General features: G+C 63.9%; 18 protein-coding genes and 1 tRNA gene. 17 read left to right on the top strand and 2 right to left on the bottom strand.

The genetic code is table 11. From position 1 onward, the window contains the following. Positions 1-64 precede the first annotated feature (64 nt). Genes AC2ETI_RS21655 through AC2ETI_RS21640 form a run of 4 tightly spaced genes read left to right on the top strand, consistent with a single transcriptional unit; the run spans position 65 to position 4,476 of the window. Positions 65-991: an ABC transporter permease gene (locus tag AC2ETI_RS21655; RefSeq protein WP_019746637.1), complete on the top strand. Its 927-nt coding sequence runs from the start codon at positions 65-67 to the stop codon at positions 989-991. After that, positions 984-1,940: an ABC transporter permease gene (locus tag AC2ETI_RS21650; protein ID WP_019746638.1), complete on the top strand. Its 957-nt coding sequence runs from the start codon at positions 984-986 to the stop codon at positions 1,938-1,940. The genes AC2ETI_RS21655 and AC2ETI_RS21650 overlap by 8 nt, the downstream gene beginning before the upstream one ends. A 5-nt stretch (positions 1,941-1,945) precedes the next feature. Continuing rightward, entirely contained in the window at positions 1,946-3,670 is a 1,725-nt protein-coding gene (locus AC2ETI_RS21645; RefSeq protein WP_095973517.1) for a dipeptide ABC transporter ATP-binding protein, read from the top strand. A 56-nt stretch (positions 3,671-3,726) separates the two neighbouring features. Beyond that, the gene (locus AC2ETI_RS21640) at positions 3,727-4,476 is read left to right on the top strand and encodes a Fic family protein (RefSeq protein WP_020905979.1); all 750 of its coding nucleotides are present in this window, start codon (positions 3,727-3,729) and stop codon (positions 4,474-4,476) included. A gap of 390 nt (positions 4,477-4,866) precedes the next feature. On the opposite strand, the gene AC2ETI_RS21635 is transcribed toward AC2ETI_RS21640, so the two are convergent. Further along, the gene (locus AC2ETI_RS21635) at positions 4,867-5,685 is read right to left on the bottom strand and encodes an HAD-IB family hydrolase (protein ID WP_019746641.1); all 819 of its coding nucleotides are present in this window, start codon (positions 5,683-5,685) and stop codon (positions 4,867-4,869) included. Positions 5,686-5,997: 312 nt separating this feature from the next. Between AC2ETI_RS21635 and ssd the strand changes: the two genes are divergently transcribed. From ssd to AC2ETI_RS21600, 7 genes are all read left to right on the top strand, one after another. Further along, positions 5,998-7,092, top strand: a complete 1,095-nt coding sequence (ssd, locus tag AC2ETI_RS21630) for a septum site-determining protein Ssd (RefSeq protein WP_019746642.1) — start codon at positions 5,998-6,000, stop codon at positions 7,090-7,092. Next, positions 7,089-8,270, top strand: a complete 1,182-nt coding sequence (locus AC2ETI_RS21625; RefSeq protein WP_092765749.1) for a TadA family conjugal transfer-associated ATPase — start codon at positions 7,089-7,091, stop codon at positions 8,268-8,270. Before ssd ends, AC2ETI_RS21625 begins: the two co-directional genes overlap by 4 nt. After that, positions 8,267-9,055: a type II secretion system F family protein gene (locus AC2ETI_RS21620; RefSeq protein ID WP_019746644.1), complete on the top strand. Its 789-nt coding sequence runs from the start codon at positions 8,267-8,269 to the stop codon at positions 9,053-9,055. The genes AC2ETI_RS21625 and AC2ETI_RS21620 overlap by 4 nt, the downstream gene beginning before the upstream one ends. After that, positions 9,052-9,636, top strand: a complete 585-nt coding sequence (locus AC2ETI_RS21615; protein WP_019746645.1) for a type II secretion system F family protein — start codon at positions 9,052-9,054, stop codon at positions 9,634-9,636. Before AC2ETI_RS21620 ends, AC2ETI_RS21615 begins: the two co-directional genes overlap by 4 nt. Before the next feature lie 65 nt (positions 9,637-9,701). After that, entirely contained in the window at positions 9,702-9,905 is a 204-nt protein-coding gene (locus tag AC2ETI_RS21610; RefSeq protein ID WP_020905984.1) for a DUF4244 domain-containing protein, read from the top strand. Continuing rightward, positions 9,905-10,264, top strand: a complete 360-nt coding sequence (locus tag AC2ETI_RS21605) for a TadE family type IV pilus minor pilin (protein ID WP_020968274.1) — start codon at positions 9,905-9,907, stop codon at positions 10,262-10,264. Before AC2ETI_RS21610 ends, AC2ETI_RS21605 begins: the two co-directional genes overlap by 1 nt. Continuing rightward, the gene (locus AC2ETI_RS21600; RefSeq protein WP_019746648.1) at positions 10,261-10,611 is read left to right on the top strand and encodes an Rv3654c family TadE-like protein; all 351 of its coding nucleotides are present in this window, start codon (positions 10,261-10,263) and stop codon (positions 10,609-10,611) included. Before AC2ETI_RS21605 ends, AC2ETI_RS21600 begins: the two co-directional genes overlap by 4 nt. A gap of 7 nt (positions 10,612-10,618) precedes the next feature. On the opposite strand, the gene AC2ETI_RS21595 is transcribed toward AC2ETI_RS21600, so the two are convergent. Next, complete coding sequence (locus AC2ETI_RS21595) at positions 10,619-12,907, bottom strand: DEAD/DEAH box helicase (RefSeq protein WP_030535671.1); 2,289 nt, start codon at positions 12,905-12,907, stop codon at positions 10,619-10,621. A 456-nt stretch (positions 12,908-13,363) separates the two neighbouring features. Here AC2ETI_RS21595 and cspE point away from each other — a divergent pair, with 456 nt between their 5' ends. The 6 genes from cspE (at position 13,364) to AC2ETI_RS21565 (ending at position 19,544) form a co-directional block, all read left to right on the top strand. Then, the gene (cspE, locus tag AC2ETI_RS21590) at positions 13,364-13,567 is read left to right on the top strand and encodes a transcription antiterminator/RNA stability regulator CspE (protein WP_003946117.1); all 204 of its coding nucleotides are present in this window, start codon (positions 13,364-13,366) and stop codon (positions 13,565-13,567) included. A gap of 183 nt (positions 13,568-13,750) precedes the next feature. Then, positions 13,751-14,335, top strand: a complete 585-nt coding sequence (locus tag AC2ETI_RS21585) for a hypothetical protein (protein ID WP_003946106.1) — start codon at positions 13,751-13,753, stop codon at positions 14,333-14,335. 215 nt (positions 14,336-14,550) lie between these two features. Further along, positions 14,551-17,487 carry a type I DNA topoisomerase gene (gene topA, locus AC2ETI_RS21580; RefSeq protein ID WP_019746651.1) on the top strand — a complete coding sequence of 979 codons (2,937 nt, stop codon included), beginning with the start codon at positions 14,551-14,553 and terminating at the stop codon, positions 17,485-17,487. A gap of 33 nt (positions 17,488-17,520) precedes the next feature. Further along, positions 17,521-18,750: a DNA polymerase III subunit delta' gene (locus AC2ETI_RS21575; protein ID WP_019746652.1), complete on the top strand. Its 1,230-nt coding sequence runs from the start codon at positions 17,521-17,523 to the stop codon at positions 18,748-18,750. A gap of 30 nt (positions 18,751-18,780) precedes the next feature. After that, positions 18,781-18,853, top strand: a tRNA-Thr gene (locus tag AC2ETI_RS21570). A gap of 121 nt (positions 18,854-18,974) precedes the next feature. Then, the gene (locus tag AC2ETI_RS21565) at positions 18,975-19,544 is read left to right on the top strand and encodes an RDD family protein (RefSeq protein WP_021342696.1); all 570 of its coding nucleotides are present in this window, start codon (positions 18,975-18,977) and stop codon (positions 19,542-19,544) included. The last annotated feature ends 78 nt before the right edge of the window (positions 19,545-19,622 follow it).

Here is a 19,622-nt window from a genome sequence, read left to right as displayed (position 1 = left end):
CCGAACTCGTGTTCACACCGGACTGTCCGCTGACGTACACGATCATCGACAAGGAGGTGATCCGATGCTCTGGTACATCGGTCGCCGAGTGCTTCAAATGATCCCGGTTTTTCTCGGGGCCACTCTTCTGATCTACGCCATGGTCTTCCTGCTTCCCGGTGATCCGATTGCCGCGTTGGCGGGCGACAAGGCGCTCAGTCCGGCTGTGGCAGCACAGCTTCGGGAGCGCTACCACCTCGATCTCCCCTTCTATCAGCAGTACCTGCTGTACCTGAAGGGCATCTTCACGCTGGACTTCGGCACGTCGTTCTCCGGACGACCTGTCAGTGAAGTTCTGGCACAGGCATTTCCGATCACGATGAAACTTGCCTTCATGGCACTGATCGTCGAGACGGTCTTCGGTGTCGGCTTCGGCCTCATCGCGGGCCTGCGTAAGGGCGGATTCTTCGACAGCACCGTCCTGCTGTTCAGCCTCGTTCTCATCGCCATCCCGATCTTCGTGATCGGCTTCCTGGCTCAGTTCTTCATCGGCGTCAAATGGGGCATCGTCCCGCCGACGGTCGGTGGCAACACCAGCTTCACCAATCTCCTGCTCCCTGCCCTGGTTCTTGGTTCGGTCTCGTTCGCGTACGTACTGCGACTGACCCGAACGTCCGTGGCGGAGAATCTGACTGCCGATTACGTCCGCACCGCTACCGCCAAGGGACTTTCCCGTGGACGAGTGGTTCGCGTGCACGTGTTGCGCAACTCGCTGATCCCCGTGGTCACGTTCCTGGGTGCCGACCTCGCGACGTTGATGGGCGGCGCCATCGTCACCGAGGGCATCTTCAACATCAACGGCGTCGGTGGCACGATCTACCAGGCCGTGACCAGAGGTGAAGCGCCGACGGTGGTTTCGTTCGTCACCATCCTGATCGTGATCTACCTGATCGCGAATCTGCTCGTCGACCTCTTGTACGCCGCGCTCGATCCGAGGATCCGCTATGTCTGAGACCGTGAAGACCGGACGCGCAGTCCGGCAAAGTCATTTCGTGGCGCCGCCCGAAGTTGCGGCACCGGGGGAGACGGACGCCGTCAAACTCGATCAGGCGCCGACGAGCATGTGGACCGACGCGTGGCGCGACCTACGCAAGCGCCCCCTGTTCATCATCTCGACGATCATCATCCTCGCGGTCATCGTCATCGCAGCGTTTCCGAGCTTGTTCACGAGCACCGATCCGCGGTTCTGCGACCTGACCTACAGCATGCAGGGGCCGACCTCAGGGCACTGGTTCGGCTTCGACCGCCAGGGCTGTGACGTGTACTCGCGCACCATCTACGGTGCTCGCGCATCCGTACTCGTGGGCGTCGGTGTCACTGCGTCGGTGCTGGTGATCGGCGTGATCTTCGGTGCGCTGTCCGGTTTCTACGGCGGATGGACCGATTCGATCCTCTCCCGTGTCGCCGACATCTTCTTCGGCATCCCGCTGATCCTGGCTGCCATCGTCCTGATGCAGCTGTTCACCGATCGCACCATCTGGACCGTCGTCGGCGTGCTGGCGCTCTTCGGCTGGCCGCAGATGGCAAGAATCGCTCGAGGCGCGGTGATCTCGGCGAAGAACAACGATTACGTCATGGCCTCGGAAGCGTTGGGTGTCTCGAAGCTCAAGACACTGATCCGCCACGTCATCCCGAACTCGTTGGCGCCCATCATCGTGGTCGCCACCATATCGCTCGGTACGTACATCGTTGCCGAGGCGACGCTGTCCTTCCTCGGTATCGGTCTTCCGTCCACCGAGGTTTCGTGGGGCGGCGACATCAGCAACGCTCAGGTGACGCTGCGTCAGGGTTCGACCATTCTGTTCTACCCGGCAACGGCTTTGGCGATCACCGTTCTCGGATTCATCATGATGGGTGACGCTCTGCGCGACGCCCTCGATCCCAAGTCGCGGAAGCGGTGAGCACGATGACCACCAAGGAAACTCTCACCTCGGAGGAAACTCCGTTGCTCGAGATTCGTGATCTCGAGGTGTCTTTCCAGTCCAATTCCGGTCCGGTTCCGGCAGTTCGAGGCGTCAGCCTGACCGTCTACCCGGGTCAGACGGTCGCGATCGTCGGCGAATCGGGTTCGGGTAAGTCCACCACCGCCCACTCGATCATCAATCTGCTTCCCGGCACCGGCAAGGTGACGGCAGGCGAGATCATCTTCGACGGCAAGGACATCTCGAAGGTCTCGGAGAAGGACTTCGTCCACATCCGGGGAAGCCAGATCGGTTTGGTTCCGCAGGACCCTATGTCGAATCTGAATCCCGTGTGGAAAGTGGGCTTCCAGATCGAGGAAGCACTGGCCGCCAACGGGATCGCCAAGGGCAAGGCAGCCAAGGTTCGGGCCGCCGAACTGCTCGAGGAGGCAGGACTCGCCGAAGCCGAGAGCCGGTTGGGGCAGTACCCGCACGAGTTCTCGGGCGGTATGCGTCAGCGCGCACTCATCGCGATCGGGTTGTCCGCTCGTCCGAAGCTCCTGATCGCGGACGAGCCGACGTCGGCGCTCGACGTCACGGTCCAGCGTCAGATCCTCGACCACCTCGACGGTCTGACAACGGAACTCGGCACCGCCGTTCTGCTCATCACTCACGATCTGGGCTTGGCCGCCGAGCGCGCCGAGCATCTGATCGTGATGAGCAAGGGTCGCATCGTCGAATCCGGTCCGGCACTGGAGATTCTGAAGCGCCCGCAGCATCCGTACACGCAGAAGCTGGTCGCTGCTGCGCCGTCGTTGGCGTCGAAGCGGCTCAGCTCGTCGGTGGCGCGCGCCGAGATTCGCGAACAGGCGGAAGAGGTCGCCGAAGCGGTCAAGGCCGAGGAAAGTGCGGCAGAGTCCTTCGGCAAGGCGACCGACGACGTTCTTGTCGTCGATCATCTGACCAAGGTGTTCAAGCTGCGCAAGGGTTTCCGCAAGACCACCGACTTCACAGCCGTGAACGACGTGTCCTTCAAGGTCCGCCGCGGAACCACGACTGCAATCGTCGGCGAATCGGGTTCCGGTAAGTCGACGGTCGCGCAGATGGTTCTCGGTTTGCTCGAGCCCACCGCAGGCAACGTGGTCTTCGACGGTCAGGACGTGGCGAAACTCGGCGCCAAGGAAACCTTTGCGTTCCGTCGCCGAGTGCAGCCGATCTTCCAGAACCCTTACGGCACGCTCGACCCGATGTACTCGATCTACCGCACGATCGAAGAGCCGCTGCGTACCCACAAGGTCGGGACCAAAGCAGAACGGGAGGCTCGCGTCCGCGAACTTCTCGACAAGGTCGGTCTGCCCCAGTCGGTCATGCGACGGTTCCCGAACGAGCTCTCAGGCGGACAGCGTCAGCGCGTCGCAATTGCGCGAGCGTTGGCACTTCAGCCGGAGGTCGTGATCTGCGACGAGGCGGTCTCCGCTCTTGACGTGCTCGTGCAGGATCAGATCTTGACCCTGCTCAACGACCTGCAGGCAGAGTTCGGGTTGACGTACCTCTTCATCACGCACGACCTGGCCGTGGTTCGCCAGATCGCGGACAACGTGTTGGTGATGTCGCGTGGCTCGATCGTCGAATCGGCACCGATCGACGACGTGTTCGGCAATCCGCAACAGGACTACACCCGCAAGTTGCTCGACGCGATTCCCGGCGGGTCCATCACGCTGGGAAGCTGACGCAACAGGTAGGTAGGCAAGTCCGCAGAGGGGCTGCAAGGGTACCGTCGTTGATCGTGACGGACCCCTTGCAGCCCCTCGTCGATCTTCCAGGCGTACGCGCCGCCGCCGATCATGCGCGCGACGCTCTGGGTGAGGTTCATCGGCACAAGACCAACCGTCGCGGTTGGCCCACCACTGCCGCCGAAGCCGCGGTTCGCGCTGCGCGAGCTTCCGCATCGCTGGCCGGTGGCACCACCGAATTGCCGGCCGAGGGCATGGCCGGTGATCCGATTCTCGCGGGTGCTCTGCGCGTGGCTCAGGCACTGGACGGCGACAGTCTTCCGCTCATGGAGTCGACGTGGAAGCGCGCCCCGCTGCAGGCTTTGGCCCGGCTGCACCTGCTGGCCGCGGCAGACCTCGTCGAGGACGCGGATCAACTGGGGCGGCCACGGTCGGATCGCGGAGTGGGGGAGCGGTTGGACGCTCTCGCGCAACTCGTTACCGGCGGAACCAGTGCGCCGGCGCCGGTTCTGGCGGCCGTCGTACACGGAGAGCTCTTGGCGCTGAGCCCGTTCGGCACCGCTGACGGCATTGTTGCACGTGCGGCTTCGCGTCTGGTTGCGGTCTCGTCCGGGTTGGATCCGCACAATCTGGGAGTCCCCGAGGTCAGTTGGCTTCGGCGGCCGCAGGCGTACACGGACGGCGCGGCTGGATTCGCTTCGGGAAATCCGGCGGGTGTCGGCAGTTGGGTGATCTTGTGCTGCGGAGCTCTCGAAGCCGGTGCGCGAGAAGCGACTTCGATCGCCGACGCGGCGACTGGATAGTCTGCAACAGGGCGGGGCCGGCACATAACGAACGGGCGGCGCTGCCGATAAATCGACTTCGCCGCCCGTCAGCACGGACTACTCGTTACCAAGCGTGCTCGGTGGGTTGTGTGGGTGGCCTCGGCGAGGGATCGCACTTTCTGAGGTCGTCCCCGCAACCGGTGCGGGGTCCTCGCTCAAATTGAACGAATCTCGCAGGCCCACAACGCTTCTGCCCTTATAGTGGCTTGTGCTCCGCGTGGGTGCCCTAGTGCCCGTGCTAGGAATTTCGGTTGGGGAAACGGTCCTTCTCTTCCGAGCCGTTCCTGGCCTTCCGTTCTTCCGTAACTCCTTTGTACCCTGTGTCCGGGCTCACAGCAAGTACCAATTTTTGTTTGTGGGCATTGGATTTCAGCGTTTCCGACGCAGTAGCCCGAAGGTCATGGCGCCGGCCACCAGAGCTGCGATTCCCACCGCTGCAGTTGTGGCGACCGTCGTCGTGGACTGGGCTGACAATCGCGCGCGAAGCGAGACCGGGTTCGAGAAAGTCAGTATGGGCCAACCGTTTACGGCCGCTTCCTTGCGTAATGCACGATCGGGGTTGACTGCGGTGGGATGTCCGACCGCCTCGAGCATGGGCAAATCGGTCACCGAGTCGGAGTAGGCGTAACTGGCGGCGAGGTCGTAGCCGTATTCCGCGGCGAGTTTTTCCATCGCCTCGACCTTGCCCGGACCGTAGCAGTAGAAGTCGACCTCGCCGGTGTAGTGGCCGTCTTCTTCCCTCATCGACGTCGCCACGGAATGGGTGGCGCCGAGGGCGCGGGCGATCGGAGCGACGATCTCCTCGCCCGACGCCGACACCACGATGACGTCGTGTCCACGCAGCTTGTGATCGGCGATCAGATCGGCCGCCTCGGCAAAGACGAGTGGGTCGACGATGTCGTGCAGAGTCTCCGCGACGATGGCCTTCACCTGTTCCACGTCCCAGCCCGCGCACATCGCCGTCAGGTGCTCGCGCATGCGCTCCATCTGATCGTGATCGGCGCCGGACAGAAGAAACAGGAATTGCGCATAGCTGCTCTTGAGAACCGAGCGTCGATTGATCAGACCCTGGGCGAAGAATGGCTTGCTGAACGCCAGGGTGCTCGACTTCGCGATGATCGTTTTGTCCAAATCGAAGAAAGCGGCTGTCCGCCCGGTATTCAGTCCGTTCGCAGGCTTGTCGGTCACAGGAATGAGGATAGTCCGACAGGCGGTTCGTGTGCTCCTCGGCAAGCGTCCTCTTTCGGCGAAAAACAGCAGTTCAGTGCAGCTCAGGCTTGCATTTCTCGCCAATGGCGGGTGTAAGATCGTTGCTGTTCGATTCGTTCGAACTAGTTCAGCCCGACCCCCCGGGGCTGAACTCAGACGGCCCCCGCCTCCTCCCCCCATTGGCGGGGGTCGTCCTCTGTCTCAGGCCTGTTTCTCCACAACTTCCCAGTTGTCCACAGGCTCTCTCGACCCACTGTTTTCGGTGCCGGTGCTCGTTCAGGCTCTGCAGTCATGAACACGACGATCAACTCTCGGGAAACCGGGGCTCCCATTCTGGTTCTCGTCGACGACGCGAAGGTCCTCGCGAGCGTGCGACGCGTCGCTGCCGCGGTGGACCGCCGTCTGGACGAGGCCGAGCATCCCGTTTCCCGGCAACAGTGGAACCGGGCCTCGGCGGTCGTATTGGACGCGTCGGCTGCGCGGGATGCTCTGGCTCGTTCCCCTAAACGAACGCGAGTGTTCCTCGTGTGCGACGGCACACCGACCGTCGACGACTGGAAGAGCGCCACCGCGATCGGAGCCGACAGCGTTCTGTCCCTGCCGGAAGAGGAGAACGCGTTGGTCGCAGTTCTGGCCGACCACGTAGACGTGAGTGGTGACGGCACCGTCGTGAGCGTGGTGGGTGGTTGTGGCGGCGGCGGAGCCTCGGCAACTGCGGCGGCTGTCGCGTTGACGTCGGCGGCACGTCACGTCCCGACGTTACTGGTGGACGTCGACGCCCTCGGCTCCGGCGCTGATGTGCTGTTGGGCATCGAGACGACCCCCGGATTGCGTTGGGGTGCACTGACCGTCGAGGGCGGGCGGTTGGCCCCGGATGCGCTGCGCGATGCCCTGCCGGCAAAGGGAAAGTTCTTGAGGGTTCTGGCGAGCAGTCGCCGCGAGATCGACGGTCCGACAGTGACCGCCGTTCGCGCCGTGCTGGACGCAGGTCGCAGTTCCGGCGGACTCGTGGTCTGCGACGTGCCACGTCATCCCAGCGAGGTAGGTCAGGCCGCGTTGGAGATGTCGGATTTGGTTCTCGTGGTGGTTCCGGCCACCGTGGCTGCGTGCGTCGCTGCCGAGAAGGTCGGAGCCTGGGTGGTGCGACACAACTCCAATGTCGGGCTCGTCGTGCGTGGGCCGGCGCCGGGAGGCCTACGCGGCGCCGATGTGGCAGACATGCTCGGCCTGCCGCTGACGGCCGTGATGCGCGGCCACCGCTCGCTGGCGCCGATGCTCGAGCGCGGTGGCCTCGAATTGACCCGAGGTTGTCCGCTGAGTGCGGTGGCAACAGCGGTACTCGACGCCGTCGAATCCGGCGCACGCCCGCGCAGGGCTGCGGCATGAGCGCGTTGGTCACGACAGAACTGCTCGACCGAGTTCGCGAGCGGCTGACGGCGTCGTCGGTCGCCGAGCCGACGGCGGCCACCGTTGCCGACGCCGTGCGAGCCGAGTCCTCCGGCGTTCTGGCGGACACGGATCTGTTGGAGGTCGTCAGGGTGCTCCAGACGGAACTGACAGGCGCAGGGCCGCTCGAACCACTGCTGCACGAACCCGGTGTCGCCGACGTACTGGTGACCGCGCCGGATCAGGTCTGGGTGGACCGCGGGGTCGGCCTCGAAAGGTCAGGGGTCCGGTTCACCGACGAGGCAGCCGTGCGTCGACTGGCGCAGCGGTTGGCACTGTCGGCAGGTCGACGCCTCGACGACGCCCAACCGTGGGTCGACGGCCGCCTGCGGGGCGTCGGCGACGGGCACTTCGGGGTACGACTTCATGCCGTACTCGCACCGGTGGCCCAGGGCGGAACCTGCGTGTCACTGCGAGTGCTGCGGCCCGCAACACAGGGTCTCGACGCGCTGTGTGCTCACGGCGCCGTGGAACCGGACGCGCGCGAACTCCTCGATCGCATCATCTCGTGCCGCTTGGCCTTCCTGGTGATCGGCGGGACCGGCGCGGGAAAGACCACGTTGTTGTCCGCCATGCTCGGCGCCGTCGACCCGCGCGAGCGAATCGTCTGCGTCGAGGACGCGGCCGAACTAGCGCCGCCGCATCCGCACGTCGTCCGCCTCGTCGCCAGGGCTCCCAACGTCGAGGGCGTCGGAGAGGTGACGGTGCGCGATCTGGTTCGGCAGGCACTGCGGATGCGTCCCGATCGCATCGTCGTCGGTGAGGTCCGCGGTGCAGAGGTGACGGATCTGCTCACGGCGATGAACACCGGCCACGACGGCGGCGCCGGCACCGTTCACGCCAATTCGCCTGAAGAGGTGCCGGCCAGACTCGAGGCGTTGGCTGCGCTCGGCGGTATGGATCGCCACGCGTTGCACAGTCAACTTGCCGCGGCAGTTCAAGTGATCCTGCACGTGCACCGGTTGGCCGACGGATCGAGGCGTCTCGAACAGATCGGCGTCATCGACCGCGGTGCGGACGGATACGTACAAATCATGCAGGCATGGCCGGACGGCGGTTCGGGTCGTGAGCGGCTCGAGCGGATGTTCCGGCTTCGCAATCGAGAGGTCGGGACGTGACAGTTTCCTTCCTGGTCCTCGCGTTGGCGGTCTCGATTGCGCCGGTGCGGGATTCACGTGCTCGGCTCGCTACGTACGCCCCGAGCATCCGCAAGCCCTCCCGGCAGATTCCGTGGCAGTTGGTCGCCGCATTTTTCGCGGTGTCGGCTGCATGGGTTCTCGGAGGCTTGTCGGCAGGATGCGCGGCGGTTGTCCTCGCCGGAACCTTGATCTTTCGTGGGCGCCGCGTGAAGGCGGCCGAAAACCGGGACCTCTCACAGAAGATGCTGCTCTCCGGTCTGGAGGTGCTGATCGCCGAGCTGAGCGTCGGCGCGCATCCTGCAGTTGCCAGTTCTGTTGCAGGCGAGGAATGTACCGGCGAAGTAAGTGCGGTGTTCCGGTCCGCTGGGGCCAGGGCGCGTCTCGGTGGTTCTGCCGCGGCGGCCTTCGCGGTACCGGATTCGTGCATCGAGCGTGAGTTCTTCCGTATCGGATCCGTCTGGCGGGTCGCAGACCAACACGGTCTGGCTCTGGCTGAACTACTCGGCGCGGTCCGGACGGACATGTTGGGGCGTAGACGCTTTCGTCAGCGCACCGAGGCCGGGTTGGCGGGCGCTCGGGCGACGGCTGCGGTGCTGGCTTTTCTACCGCTGCTGGGGATCGGCCTCGGCCAGTTGATGGGGGCGTCGCCTCTGCGCGTGCTGTTCGGCGGTGGGCTCGGCGGCGTGCTGCTCGTGATCGGAACTGCCTGTGTCTCAGCTGGTTTGCTCTGGACCGACCGGATAACTGCGAAGGTCACGTCGTGAGTTGGGCATCCGTGGCGATGATCGCGTTGGCGCTCGCGATCATTCCCGCTCGCCGCGGCGCTTCGGCCAGGGCGGCAGAAATTCTGTTCGCGGACACAACAACAGAAAATTCGGTTTCAGCCCCGGACAAGCCGGATCCACTCGCGGTTGCCGCAAGTCTCGACCTTCTCGGGGCCTGCCTGCGAGCGGGGCTTCCCGTCTCCGCCGCGATCACAGCGATGGCGTCGACGGCACCGAAACCGATGGCCGACACGCTCAGTCGCGTCGCCGACCTTCTCACGCTCGGTGCCGACCCTGACGCTGCGTGGAGCGAAGCCGCGCTCGATCCCGATACCGAGGCGCTGGCCAGAATGGCTCGGCGTTCCGCCCGTTCGGGTTCGTCGCTGTCCTCGTCCATGGCAGAACTCGCCGAGCGCAGTCGAGGTGACGCCGAGGATCTGGCTGCTGCCGCGGCCGAACGTGCGGGAGTGCTGATCAGCGGTCCACTCGGACTGTGTTTCCTGCCGGCGTTCATCGCCCTGGGCATCGTCCCGGTGGTGATCGGGCTTGCCACGACTGTGCTCGGTAACGGCCTGTTGTGAGCCGGATCCGTGTGAAAGCTCCTGCGGCAGAACTGCTGCCACAGGTTTTGATTGAAGGGGGAAAAATGATTTCGAAGACGTTCAGGACGATGTCGGCCAGATTTGCGCTGTTGGTAACGGAGGACGACGGTATGTCTACCGCGGAGTATGCGATCGGCACGATTGCGGCTGCCGCATTCGGTGCCGTCCTGTACACGGTTGTCACCGGCGACTCCATTGTCTCGGCGCTGACGGGCATCATCGACAAGGCGCTCAAGACAGCTGTGTGATGTTGTCCACGAGAGGTATTCGGCAAGCCGACGACGGCGCCGTGACGGTCGAGGCTGCGATTGCTCTGGCTTCGATCGTCACGGTGGTCGTGCTGTGTATCGGTGGTGTCCTCGCGGTGTCGATGCAGGTTCGGTGTGTCGACGCCGCTCGTGAGGCCGCGCGGTTGGTGGCACGTGGTGATCGTGAGTCTGCGGTCGCCACGGCCCGCCGGATCGCACCCCAAGATGCGTCGATCTCGGTGGAGATCGTTGACGGCTTTGCCGTTGCCGTTGTCAGCGCCGAGAGTACGTTGCTGCCGTTGGTCGACATTTCTTCCGAGGCTGTGGCAGCTGTGGAGTCAGGGGTGGAAGAGGGGTGAACCTACGTGACGACGAAGGTGTTGCGACGGTTCTGGCGTGCTGCGTTCTGGCAGCGATCGTGATGGTGACTGGTGGGATGCTGCATGTCGGGTCCGCGGTGGTGGCCCGGCACACTGCTCAGTCGGCCGCTGATCTTTCGGCTCTCGGCGGTGCGGGCGCCTTGGACGGAGGTGAGGCGTCTGCGTGTGCGAAGTCCGCGGCGATCGCGGAGCGTATGCGTACGGTGCTCGCGGAATGTGAGGTGCAGGGGTGGGATGTAGTTGTCGAGATACGTGCACCGGTGTTGTTGTCGGGCTTCGGGATCGGCGATGCGCAGGCCTACGCTCGTGCGGGTCCGATCGGCTGATCGTGTCTCAGCTGATCGTATCGATGACGGCGGTCAGAACCTTGACCGCGCCGTCTTTGTCGAGTGGGTCGTTTCCGTTGCCGCACTTGGGTGAATAGACGCAGGACGGGCATCCGTGAGCGCACTCGCAGGAGAGTATGGCGTCGCGCGTCGCGGTGAGCCACCGTGACAGTTCGCTGTGCCCCCGGTCGGCGAACCCGGCGCCGCCGGCGTGACCGTCGTAGACGAAGACAGTCGGGAGTCCGGTGTCGGCGTGCATGGCCGTCGATACTCCGCCGATGTCTCCGCGGTCGCAGATTGCCACCAGCGGCAGCAGGCCGATCGCGGCATGTTCGGCGGCATGCAGTGATCCGGGGAACCGTTCGGGCGGCACCCCGATGGATTCGAGTAGTTCCGGCGTGACCGTGTACATCACTGCCCTGGTGGGCAAAGTGTGTGCGGGCATGTCGAGTTCGATCGAGTCGAGGACTTCACCCGAAGTCAACCGTCGTAGGTACCCGACGACTTGATGTGTCACCTCGACCTGGACGAGAGCGACGGCGATGTCGCCGTAGTTCTTGTGCTCGAGTTGTTCGGTGATCGTGATTTCGGTGGTCTCGCGGGCCGAGGTGGTCCAGTCCGGATTCTCGGTGTGCACCAATGCGAGTCCGACGTCGAGGTCCAATTCGTCGACGACGTAGGTCTCGCCTTGATGGATGTGCACGGCACCGGGATGAACTGTGGCGGGAGCGCGGCCCGCGTCAACAGTACCCAGCATCCGGCCGGATTCACCGTCGACAATGGCCACCTGAGTTCCGATACCGCCGCGAATGTCCAAAGAGCCGTGGGGGTTCGAATCGGCGGTGACGAACCATCCGTGCTTTCGGCGCCGGATCTTGCCTTCCTCCGACAGCCTGGTCAGAACCTCGAGAGCCCCGAAAGCGTCGACCTCGGCATCGGAAAGTGGGAGTTCCATTGCAGCGCAGAGAAGTTGTGGTCCCAGGACGTACGGATTTCCGGGATCTGTCACCGTCGCCTCGACGGGTTTGTCGAGTACCGCCGACGGATGGTGAACGAGGTAGGTGTCGAGTGGATCGTCGCGGGCGATCAACACGACGAGTGAACCCTCGCCGCGTCGCCCGGAGCGACCGGCCTGCTGCCAGAACGAGGCAACGGTCCCCGGGAAGCCTGCCACGACAACGGCGTCGAGGCCTGCGATGTCGACGCCGAGCTCCAGCGCGTTGGTGGTGGCTGCGCCCAGCAGCGTGCCGTCGGCGAGCGCAGCTTCCAGTTCGCGACGGTCCTCGGCCAGATATCCGGCGCGATACGACGCGACTCGCTCGGCGAGGTCCGGGTCCACCTCGGCGAGTAGACGTTTGGTGGCCATCGCGGTCAGTTCGGCACCGCGGCGGGAGCGGACGAAGGTGAGAGTACGGGCGCCCTCGATCATGAGGTCAGCCATGATCCGCGCTGCTTCCGCGCCCGCGGGACGTCGTACCGGGCTACCGTTTTCGCCGGTCAATGCCTCGAGTAGCGGCGGCTCCCACAGTGCGACGGTGCGTGGGCCGTGCGGCGATCCGTCTTCCGTGACCTCGGTGCAGTGTGCGCCGATGAGCCGCGAGGCCGCTGCGCCGGGATCTGCCGTGGTCGCGCTGGCCAGGATGAAGGTAGGTTCGGCGCCGTAGCGCGCTGCAATCCTGCGAAGTCGCCGGATCACGAGCGCGACGTTGGATCCGAAGACTCCCCTGTAGGAGTGGCATTCGTCGATGATCACGTATTTCAGGTTGCGGAAGAAGTGCGCCCATCGCTGATGGGTGCGGAGCAGCGAAATGTGGATCATGTCGGGGTTGGTGAAGAGCCAGCGTGAGTTCTCGCGTGCCCAGGTGCGGAGTTCCTGCGAGGTGTCGCCGTCGTACGCACTGGCGTTCGTGCTGCGAAGTTCGACGTCGAAGTCGGTGAGGGACAGCACTGCTCGCAGTTGATCCGAGCCCAGCGCTTTGGTGGGGGAGAGGTACAGGGCAGTTGCGAGCGGATCGGTCGCCATGGCCGTCAGCACCGGGAGTTGGTATGCCAGTGACTTACCCGACGCCGTACCGGTGGCCACGACCACGTGTTTTCCCTCGTGAGCAAGGTCGGCGGCCTCACTCTGGTGGATCCACGGGGACCGCACGCTGTGCTCGGCGAGCGCGCGTACGACGCTGGGGTGCACCCACTCCGGCCATTCGGTGAACTCGGCTACGCGAGCAGGCAACTGCGCGGTGAACATCAGTGGTTTTTCGCTTCCACTGACCCCGGCGACGACGCGATCGAGCAGCATCTGCCCGTAGGTGTCGCCAGGCTTCCCTCCCGGGGCGGGGATCGGGGAAGGTGCGTTCACGTGACTCTCCGGGCTCGGCGTTGGGGTGTGGCGGCAATCGGAAACTGTCGCTACCTGCAGTTTTGATGATACGCAACGGCCGGCGGTCTTGGTGGAACCGGGTGGTCGGCGCGCAAGCGGGAAGCCACGATCGTGGGCCGTTTTTCTCGTAGCGAACTTTTAACGTTTTTAGTTCCCTTTTCGACTGTTGTGCACGCGGAGAACATGGTTGACTGACAATCGGTCGCAGCTTCTGTGTTCGTAGGCTTGAGAAAGTGCACGCTCGCAGGATCGTTGTTGCGGGCGCGGTGCTCTGCCTTTCCTGAGGGGGAAATAAAGACGTACAGCGGTCGGAACCGGCCCGGTGGACTGTAAGGGCTGTTCACCGAATCCGGTGTTAGAAAGAGAAGGAAAAGCATGGCACAGGGCACTGTGAAGTGGTTCAACGCTGAAAAGGGCTTCGGCTTCATCGCTCCCGAAGACGGTTCCGCAGACGTCTTCGTTCACTACTCCGAAATTCAGGGCAACGGCTTCCGTACCCTCGAGGAGAACCAGCGTGTGGAGTTCGAGGTCGGCCAGGGCACCAAGGGTCCCCAGGCTACCGGCGTTCGCGCGGTCTGATTTTTCCGCTCACTCGCTGAGCGATTAGTTCGGACAGTATTTGTCCCCCATCGCATCCGTGCGGTGGGGGACAAATCTTTTCGGGCTGAGCCAGTCTTTCTCTGTCCGAGGTAATGCACGCAGCTGTTCGACCACGGCCGGTCGTCTATGCCGTCAGTACCTTCGTGGCTTACGTTTCACTCTGTGAGCCAACTGTCCTTTTTCTCTGCCGAGTCGATTCCACCTGCCGTGACGGACCTCGCCGGAATGCTGGCCGGACCGGGTCAGGTCGTGACCTCGGAGGACCGTGCCCGGATCTCGATCGTCGTGGATCGGGACTGGAGAGCGCAGGCCGTTGCCGAGTTGATCGCGCAGTGCGGACTCGGGGCCGAGGTGACGCGTAGTGAAGAAGGCAGCCCATTGGTCCGCACGCAGTCGACGCCCGCACTCCTTCCGCTGTCCGTGCAGTGGACCAAGGGAGCTGTGAAGGCGGTGCCGGTCGGTTGGGTACCGAACTCCCGCCAACTCCGGGTGTGGGCCGTCGCGGCCGGCAGGCTCGAAGAAGGCGGCGAGCGATTCGTTTTCGGCCTCGACCCCCATGCCAAGGAGACGCACGCACCGCTGGCTCAGGCCTTGATGCGGGTTGGTATCGCGCCGACTCAACTGGGTAACCGGACACCGGGCCCGGGGCTCCGTGTGTCGGGAAAGAAGAGACTGACAAAGCTCGTCGAATACCTCGGTGAGGCGCCGAAACACGTCGACACTTCGGTCGCCTGGCCGCACGTCTGACAGTGCTCTTGCCTCGCGTCCGACGGTGCTCATGCCGCGTGTCCGACGGTGCTCATGCCGCGTGTCCGACGGAGCCCATACTGTACTGATCTGCACGAATGTCTTGCGGGTATGTCACTCTGTAAAGAGAGACACGGGGTATAACTTGCTCCACACGTCTAGTTCTGAAGATCTGCCGACGGCAGTGAACGTCCAAAGGAAGGCTCGGGCAGCAGGTGGCTAAAGCGGACAACGGCAGCGGTCAGGGAGCGTCCGGTAACCCTCGTCGCCTCGTGATCGTCGAGTCACCGACCAAGGCGCGCAAAATCGCTCCCTACCTCGGTAAGGACTACGTCGTAGAGGCATCGGTCGGTCACATTCGCGACCTGCCGCGAGGCGCAGCAGACGTTCCGGCCAAGTACAAGGGCGAGTCATGGGCCCGTCTCGGCGTCAACGTCGATCACGACTTCGAGCCGCTCTATGTCGTGAGCCCGGAAAAGAAGGGCAAGGTCGCCGAACTCAAGTCTCTGTTGAAGGACGCCGACGAGCTCTTCCTCGCAACTGACCCCGACCGCGAGGGCGAGGCAATCGCCTGGCATCTCCTCGAGACTCTCAAGCCCAAGATTCCGGTTCGTCGAATGGTCTTCCACGAGATCACCGAGCCGGCAATCCGTGCTGCCGCCGAAGACACCCGCGAACTCGACACCGACCTCGTTGATGCTCAGGAAACCCGCCGCATCCTCGACCGTCTCTACGGTTACGAGGTCAGCCCGGTTCTCTGGAAGAAGGTCATGCCGAAGCTCTCGGCCGGCCGCGTCCAGTCGGTGGCCACTCGCGTCATCGTCCAGCGTGAACGCGAGCGCATGGCGTTCAAGTCGGCGTCGTACTGGGACATTTCCGCGACGCTCGACGCCGGTGCAGAGGCCAGCCCGCGTAGTTTCGGTGCTCGCCTGGTCTCCGTCGACGGTTCGCGTGTCGCCTCCGGTCGCGATTTCGGAGCTGACGGAAAGCTCAAGGGCAGCGCGGTCACCGTGCTCGACGAGGCATACGCGCGTCGTCTGGCGGAAGCGTTGCAGGGCGTCGACCTCACGGTTTCCTCCGCCGAGGACAAGCCATACACGCGCAAGCCTTACCCGCCGTTCATGACGTCGACTCTCCAGCAGGAAGCCGGACGCAAACTTCGTTTCACGTCCGAGCGCGCCATGCGTATCGCGCAGCGTCTGTACGAAAACGGCTACATCACCTACATGCGTACCGACTCGACGACGCTCTCGGAGTCGGCGATTGCAGCCGCTCGAGCGCAGGCCACCGAGTTGTACGGTCCGGAATACGTGCATCCGACGCCGCGTCAGTACACCCGCAAGGTCAAGAACGCGCAGGAAGCGCACGAGGCGATCCGCCCCGCCGGCGACGTGTTCCAGACCCCGGGTCAGCTGCACTCCAAGCTCGATTCCGACGAGTTCAAGCTGTACGAACTGATCTGGCAGCGGACCGTCGCTTCACAGATGGCCGACGCCCGCGGTACGACGCTGACGCTCCGCATCTCCGGCACGGCAGGCACCGGCGAGGACTGCACGTTCTCCGCTTCGGGTCGCACCATCGTGTTCGCCGGCTTCCTCAAGGCTTACGTCGAAAGTGTCGACGAAGAAGCCGGCGGTCAGTCCGACGACGCCGAATCCAGGCTTCCGGTACTGGTCAAGGGCCAGGAAGTCACGGCCACCAAGCTCGATCCGGACGGGCACAGCACCAACCCGCCCGCTCGCTACACAGAAGCCAGCCTGATCAAGACGCTCGAAGAACTCGGCATCGGTCGTCCTTCGACCTACTCGTCGATCATCAAGACCATCCTCGATCGCGGATACGTCTACAAACGTGGCAGCGCGCTGGTTCCGTCCTGGGTGGCGTTTGCCGTCATCGGACTGCTCGAGGTGCACTTCGGCCGGCTGGTCGACTTCGACTTCACGGCAGGAATGGAAGACGATCTCGACGCGATCGCCGGCGGCCGTGAGCAGCGTGGCAACTGGCTGAGCAGCTTCTACTTCGGCGGCGAGACAGGCGCAGAGGGTTCGGTCGCCCGCGAGGGCGGGCTGAAGAAGATGGTCGGTGTCAACCTCGAGGAGATCGACGCTCGCGAGGTCAACTCCATCCGTCTCTTCGACGACGCCGAGGGTCGCGAGGTTCACGTCCGCGTCGGCCGGTTCGGCCCGTATCTCGAGCGCATGGTTCAGAACCCGGACGATCCCGAAGGCGATCTGATCTCGCAGCGGGCAAATCTTCCCGACGACCTGCCGCCGGACGAGCTCACTCCCGAGTACGCCGAGAAGCTGTTCTCGACGCCTCAAGAGGGCCGCAAGCTGGGCGTCGACCCACTGACGGGCCACGAGATCGTCGCGAAGGAAGGCCGCTTCGGTCCCTACGTGACCGAGATCCTGCCCGAACCGCCGGCCGAGCCGGAACCGGACATCGTTCCCGTCTCCGCTCCCGAGCCGGAAGAAATCAGTTCGGGCAGTACAAAGACTGCGGTGAAGAAGGCCGCAGCCAAGAAGGCGCCCGCGAAGAAGGCTGCCAAGAAGGTCGCGGGCCCCAAGCCGCGGACGGGATCGCTGCTCAAGTCCATGGATTTGGCGACGATCACCTTGGAAGATGCGCTTCGTCTGCTGTCGCTTCCGCGCGTCGTGGGTGTCGACCCCGAATCCAAGGAAGAGATCACCGCGCAGAACGGCCGTTACGGCCCGTACCTGAAGAAGGGCACGGATTCACGCTCGCTCGCCAACGAAGAGCAGATGTTCACCGTCACGCTCGACGAGGCCCTCAAGATCTACGCCGAGCCGAAGCGTCGTGGGCGTCAGGCGTCGGCAACGCCTCCGTTGCGTGAGTTGGGCGTCGATCCGGTCAGCGAGAAGCCGATGGTGATCAAGGACGGCCGTTTCGGTCCGTACGTCACCGACGGCGAGACCAACGCCAGCCTCCGCAAGGACGACGACGTCGAATCCATTTCCGATGCTCGTGCGTCGGAGTTGCTGGCTGATCGTCGTGCGCGCGGCCCGGTCAAGAAGAAGGCTGCTGCCAAGAAGGCTCCGGCAAAGAAGGCCGCTGCCAAGAAAACAGCCGCAAAAAAGGCCCCGGCCAAGAAGGCTGCCGCCAAGAAGGCTCCCGCGAAGAAGGACTCGTAAGGCTTCGTCGGTGCCGACGGTTAGGGTTTTTGCATGAGTACTGAAGTGGCCGAACGAGGTGTGTTCGGTCGGCTGGTGGGTCAGCACGACGTCGAGCAGAGCCTGCGTGATGCTGCGCTGTCGGCTCGTGGCGATTCCAGCGGCTCGGAGATGACCCACGCGTGGCTCTTCACCGGGCCACCCGGCTCTGGTCGTTCGGTTGCTGCTCTCTGCTTCGCCGCAGCCCTGCAATGCACCTCCGACGGTGCACCAGGGTGCGGTGAGTGTCATGCGTGTACGACGACGATGGGTGGAACCCACGGTGACGTACGACGGATCATCCCCGACGGCCTGAGCATCAGCGTCAAAGGCATGCGCGAGATAGTCAACATCGCTTCGCGTCGGCCGACGACGGGGCGGTGGCAGGTCATCGTGGTCGAGGATGCCGATCGTTTGACCGAAGGCGCAGCCAACGCCCTGCTGAAGGTTGTCGAGGAGCCACCGGACCGCACGGTCATCCTGCTCTGCGCGCCGACGACCGATCCGGAAGACATGTCTGTCACCCTCCGTTCGCGGTGTAGGCACATGCCGTTGGTGACGCCGTCCGTCGAATCGATCGCTCAGGTACTGATCGACCGCGACGGGCTGGATCCGGAGCGAGCGAGAATCGCCGCATCGATCAGCGGCGGACATGTCGGTCGGGCGCGGCGCCTCGCCACCGACGAGAGCGCGCGGGACGAGCGTCAGCGTTCGCTTCGGCTGGCCGCAGACGCGATCGGTGCTTCGACGGCGTACAAGGCCGCAGAGAACTTGGTGAAGTCGATCGAGGCTGACACCAAGGCGTTCTACGCCGAACTCAAGGAACAGGAACTCGAGGAGCTCAAGGTCTCCTTGGGTGGCGGTGGAACCGGCAAGGGAACAGCCGGGACTCTGCGCGGATCGGCTGGTCTGATCAAGGACCTCGAAGCACGCCAGAAATCGCGCGACACCCGGGCCCGCCGCGATCTTCTCGACCGGACGCTGATCGACCTGGCCGGCATGTACCGGGACGCGCTTTCCTATTCGCTGGGGTCGACGTCGACGGCGACCCATCCCGACATGGCTCGGCAGGCCGCCGAGTTGGCTGCACGAACGTCCCCGGAGGGGTTGCTCAAGTGCATCGAAGCGGTGCTCGAATGCCGCGAGGCCGTCGACTTCAACGTCAAGTTGCAGTGGGCGCTCGATGCGATGGTTGCCTCCATCGGAGCCGCTTTCCGACCCCCGTTTTCGCGATCCGGGGGTTGACCAGATAGACTCGCCACCGCCGAAAGGCACGCTGCCTTAGCTCAGTCGGTAGAGCATTTCACTCGTAATGAAAAGGTCGAGAGTTCGATTCTCTCAGGCAGCTCAGCCAAGAGCCCCACACCCCGAAATCCGGATGTGGGGCTCTTGTCGTTAGTTCCCAATTCTTGCGTATGTGCGGTTTATCCTGAGTTCGGCGAACACGTGCCTGAACAGGAGAGACCTCGATGTCGGATCAGAACTGGGGACCAGGCCAACCATCGCAGAATCAGCCGCCGTACGGGCAGATGCCGCCGATGCCGCCGCAGGGTTATCAGCCGCCGACGCCCGCCTATCCGTACGCAAGCTGGATCTCTCGGGTGTTTGCGTCAATCCTCGACGGCTTTGTCGTTCCGCTCCCCGGCGTCATCCTCGCGGGCATCGGAGCAGTGATCGCGTTCTCCGGATCCGAAGTGACCACATACGACGACGGCAGCGTGAGCGCTGAAGGCGGTAATCCGGTCGGGGTGATCGTCATGGTCGTCGGCATACTGGCGATCTTCTTGATCGAGGTGTGGAATCTCGTCTTCAGGCAAGGGAACACCGGACAGACGCTCGGCAAGAAGTGGCTGGGAATTTCGGTGATTCGGGAGTCCGACGGTGTGCCTCTCGGCCCGGTGATGGCGCTGCTTCGTTGGATCATGATGGCGATCCTGGGTGGCGCCTGCTTCCTCAACTATCTCTGGCCGCTCTGGGACTCGAAGCACCAGTGCTGGCACGACATGGTGGTCCGGTCGGTAGTCGTTCGCGCGCGCTAGTTGTATGAGGAACGGACGTTGGTGACGCGGTGCCGGCGGTAAGCGGCGGGCGGTCGTCCTCCGCGTGCTGAATGCGGT

The organism is Rhodococcus sp. MurmanLake-1 (assembly GCF_056945715.1).
Note: the sequence above shows the minus strand (reverse complement) of the source record. Positions and strands in the feature narration are given on the sequence as shown.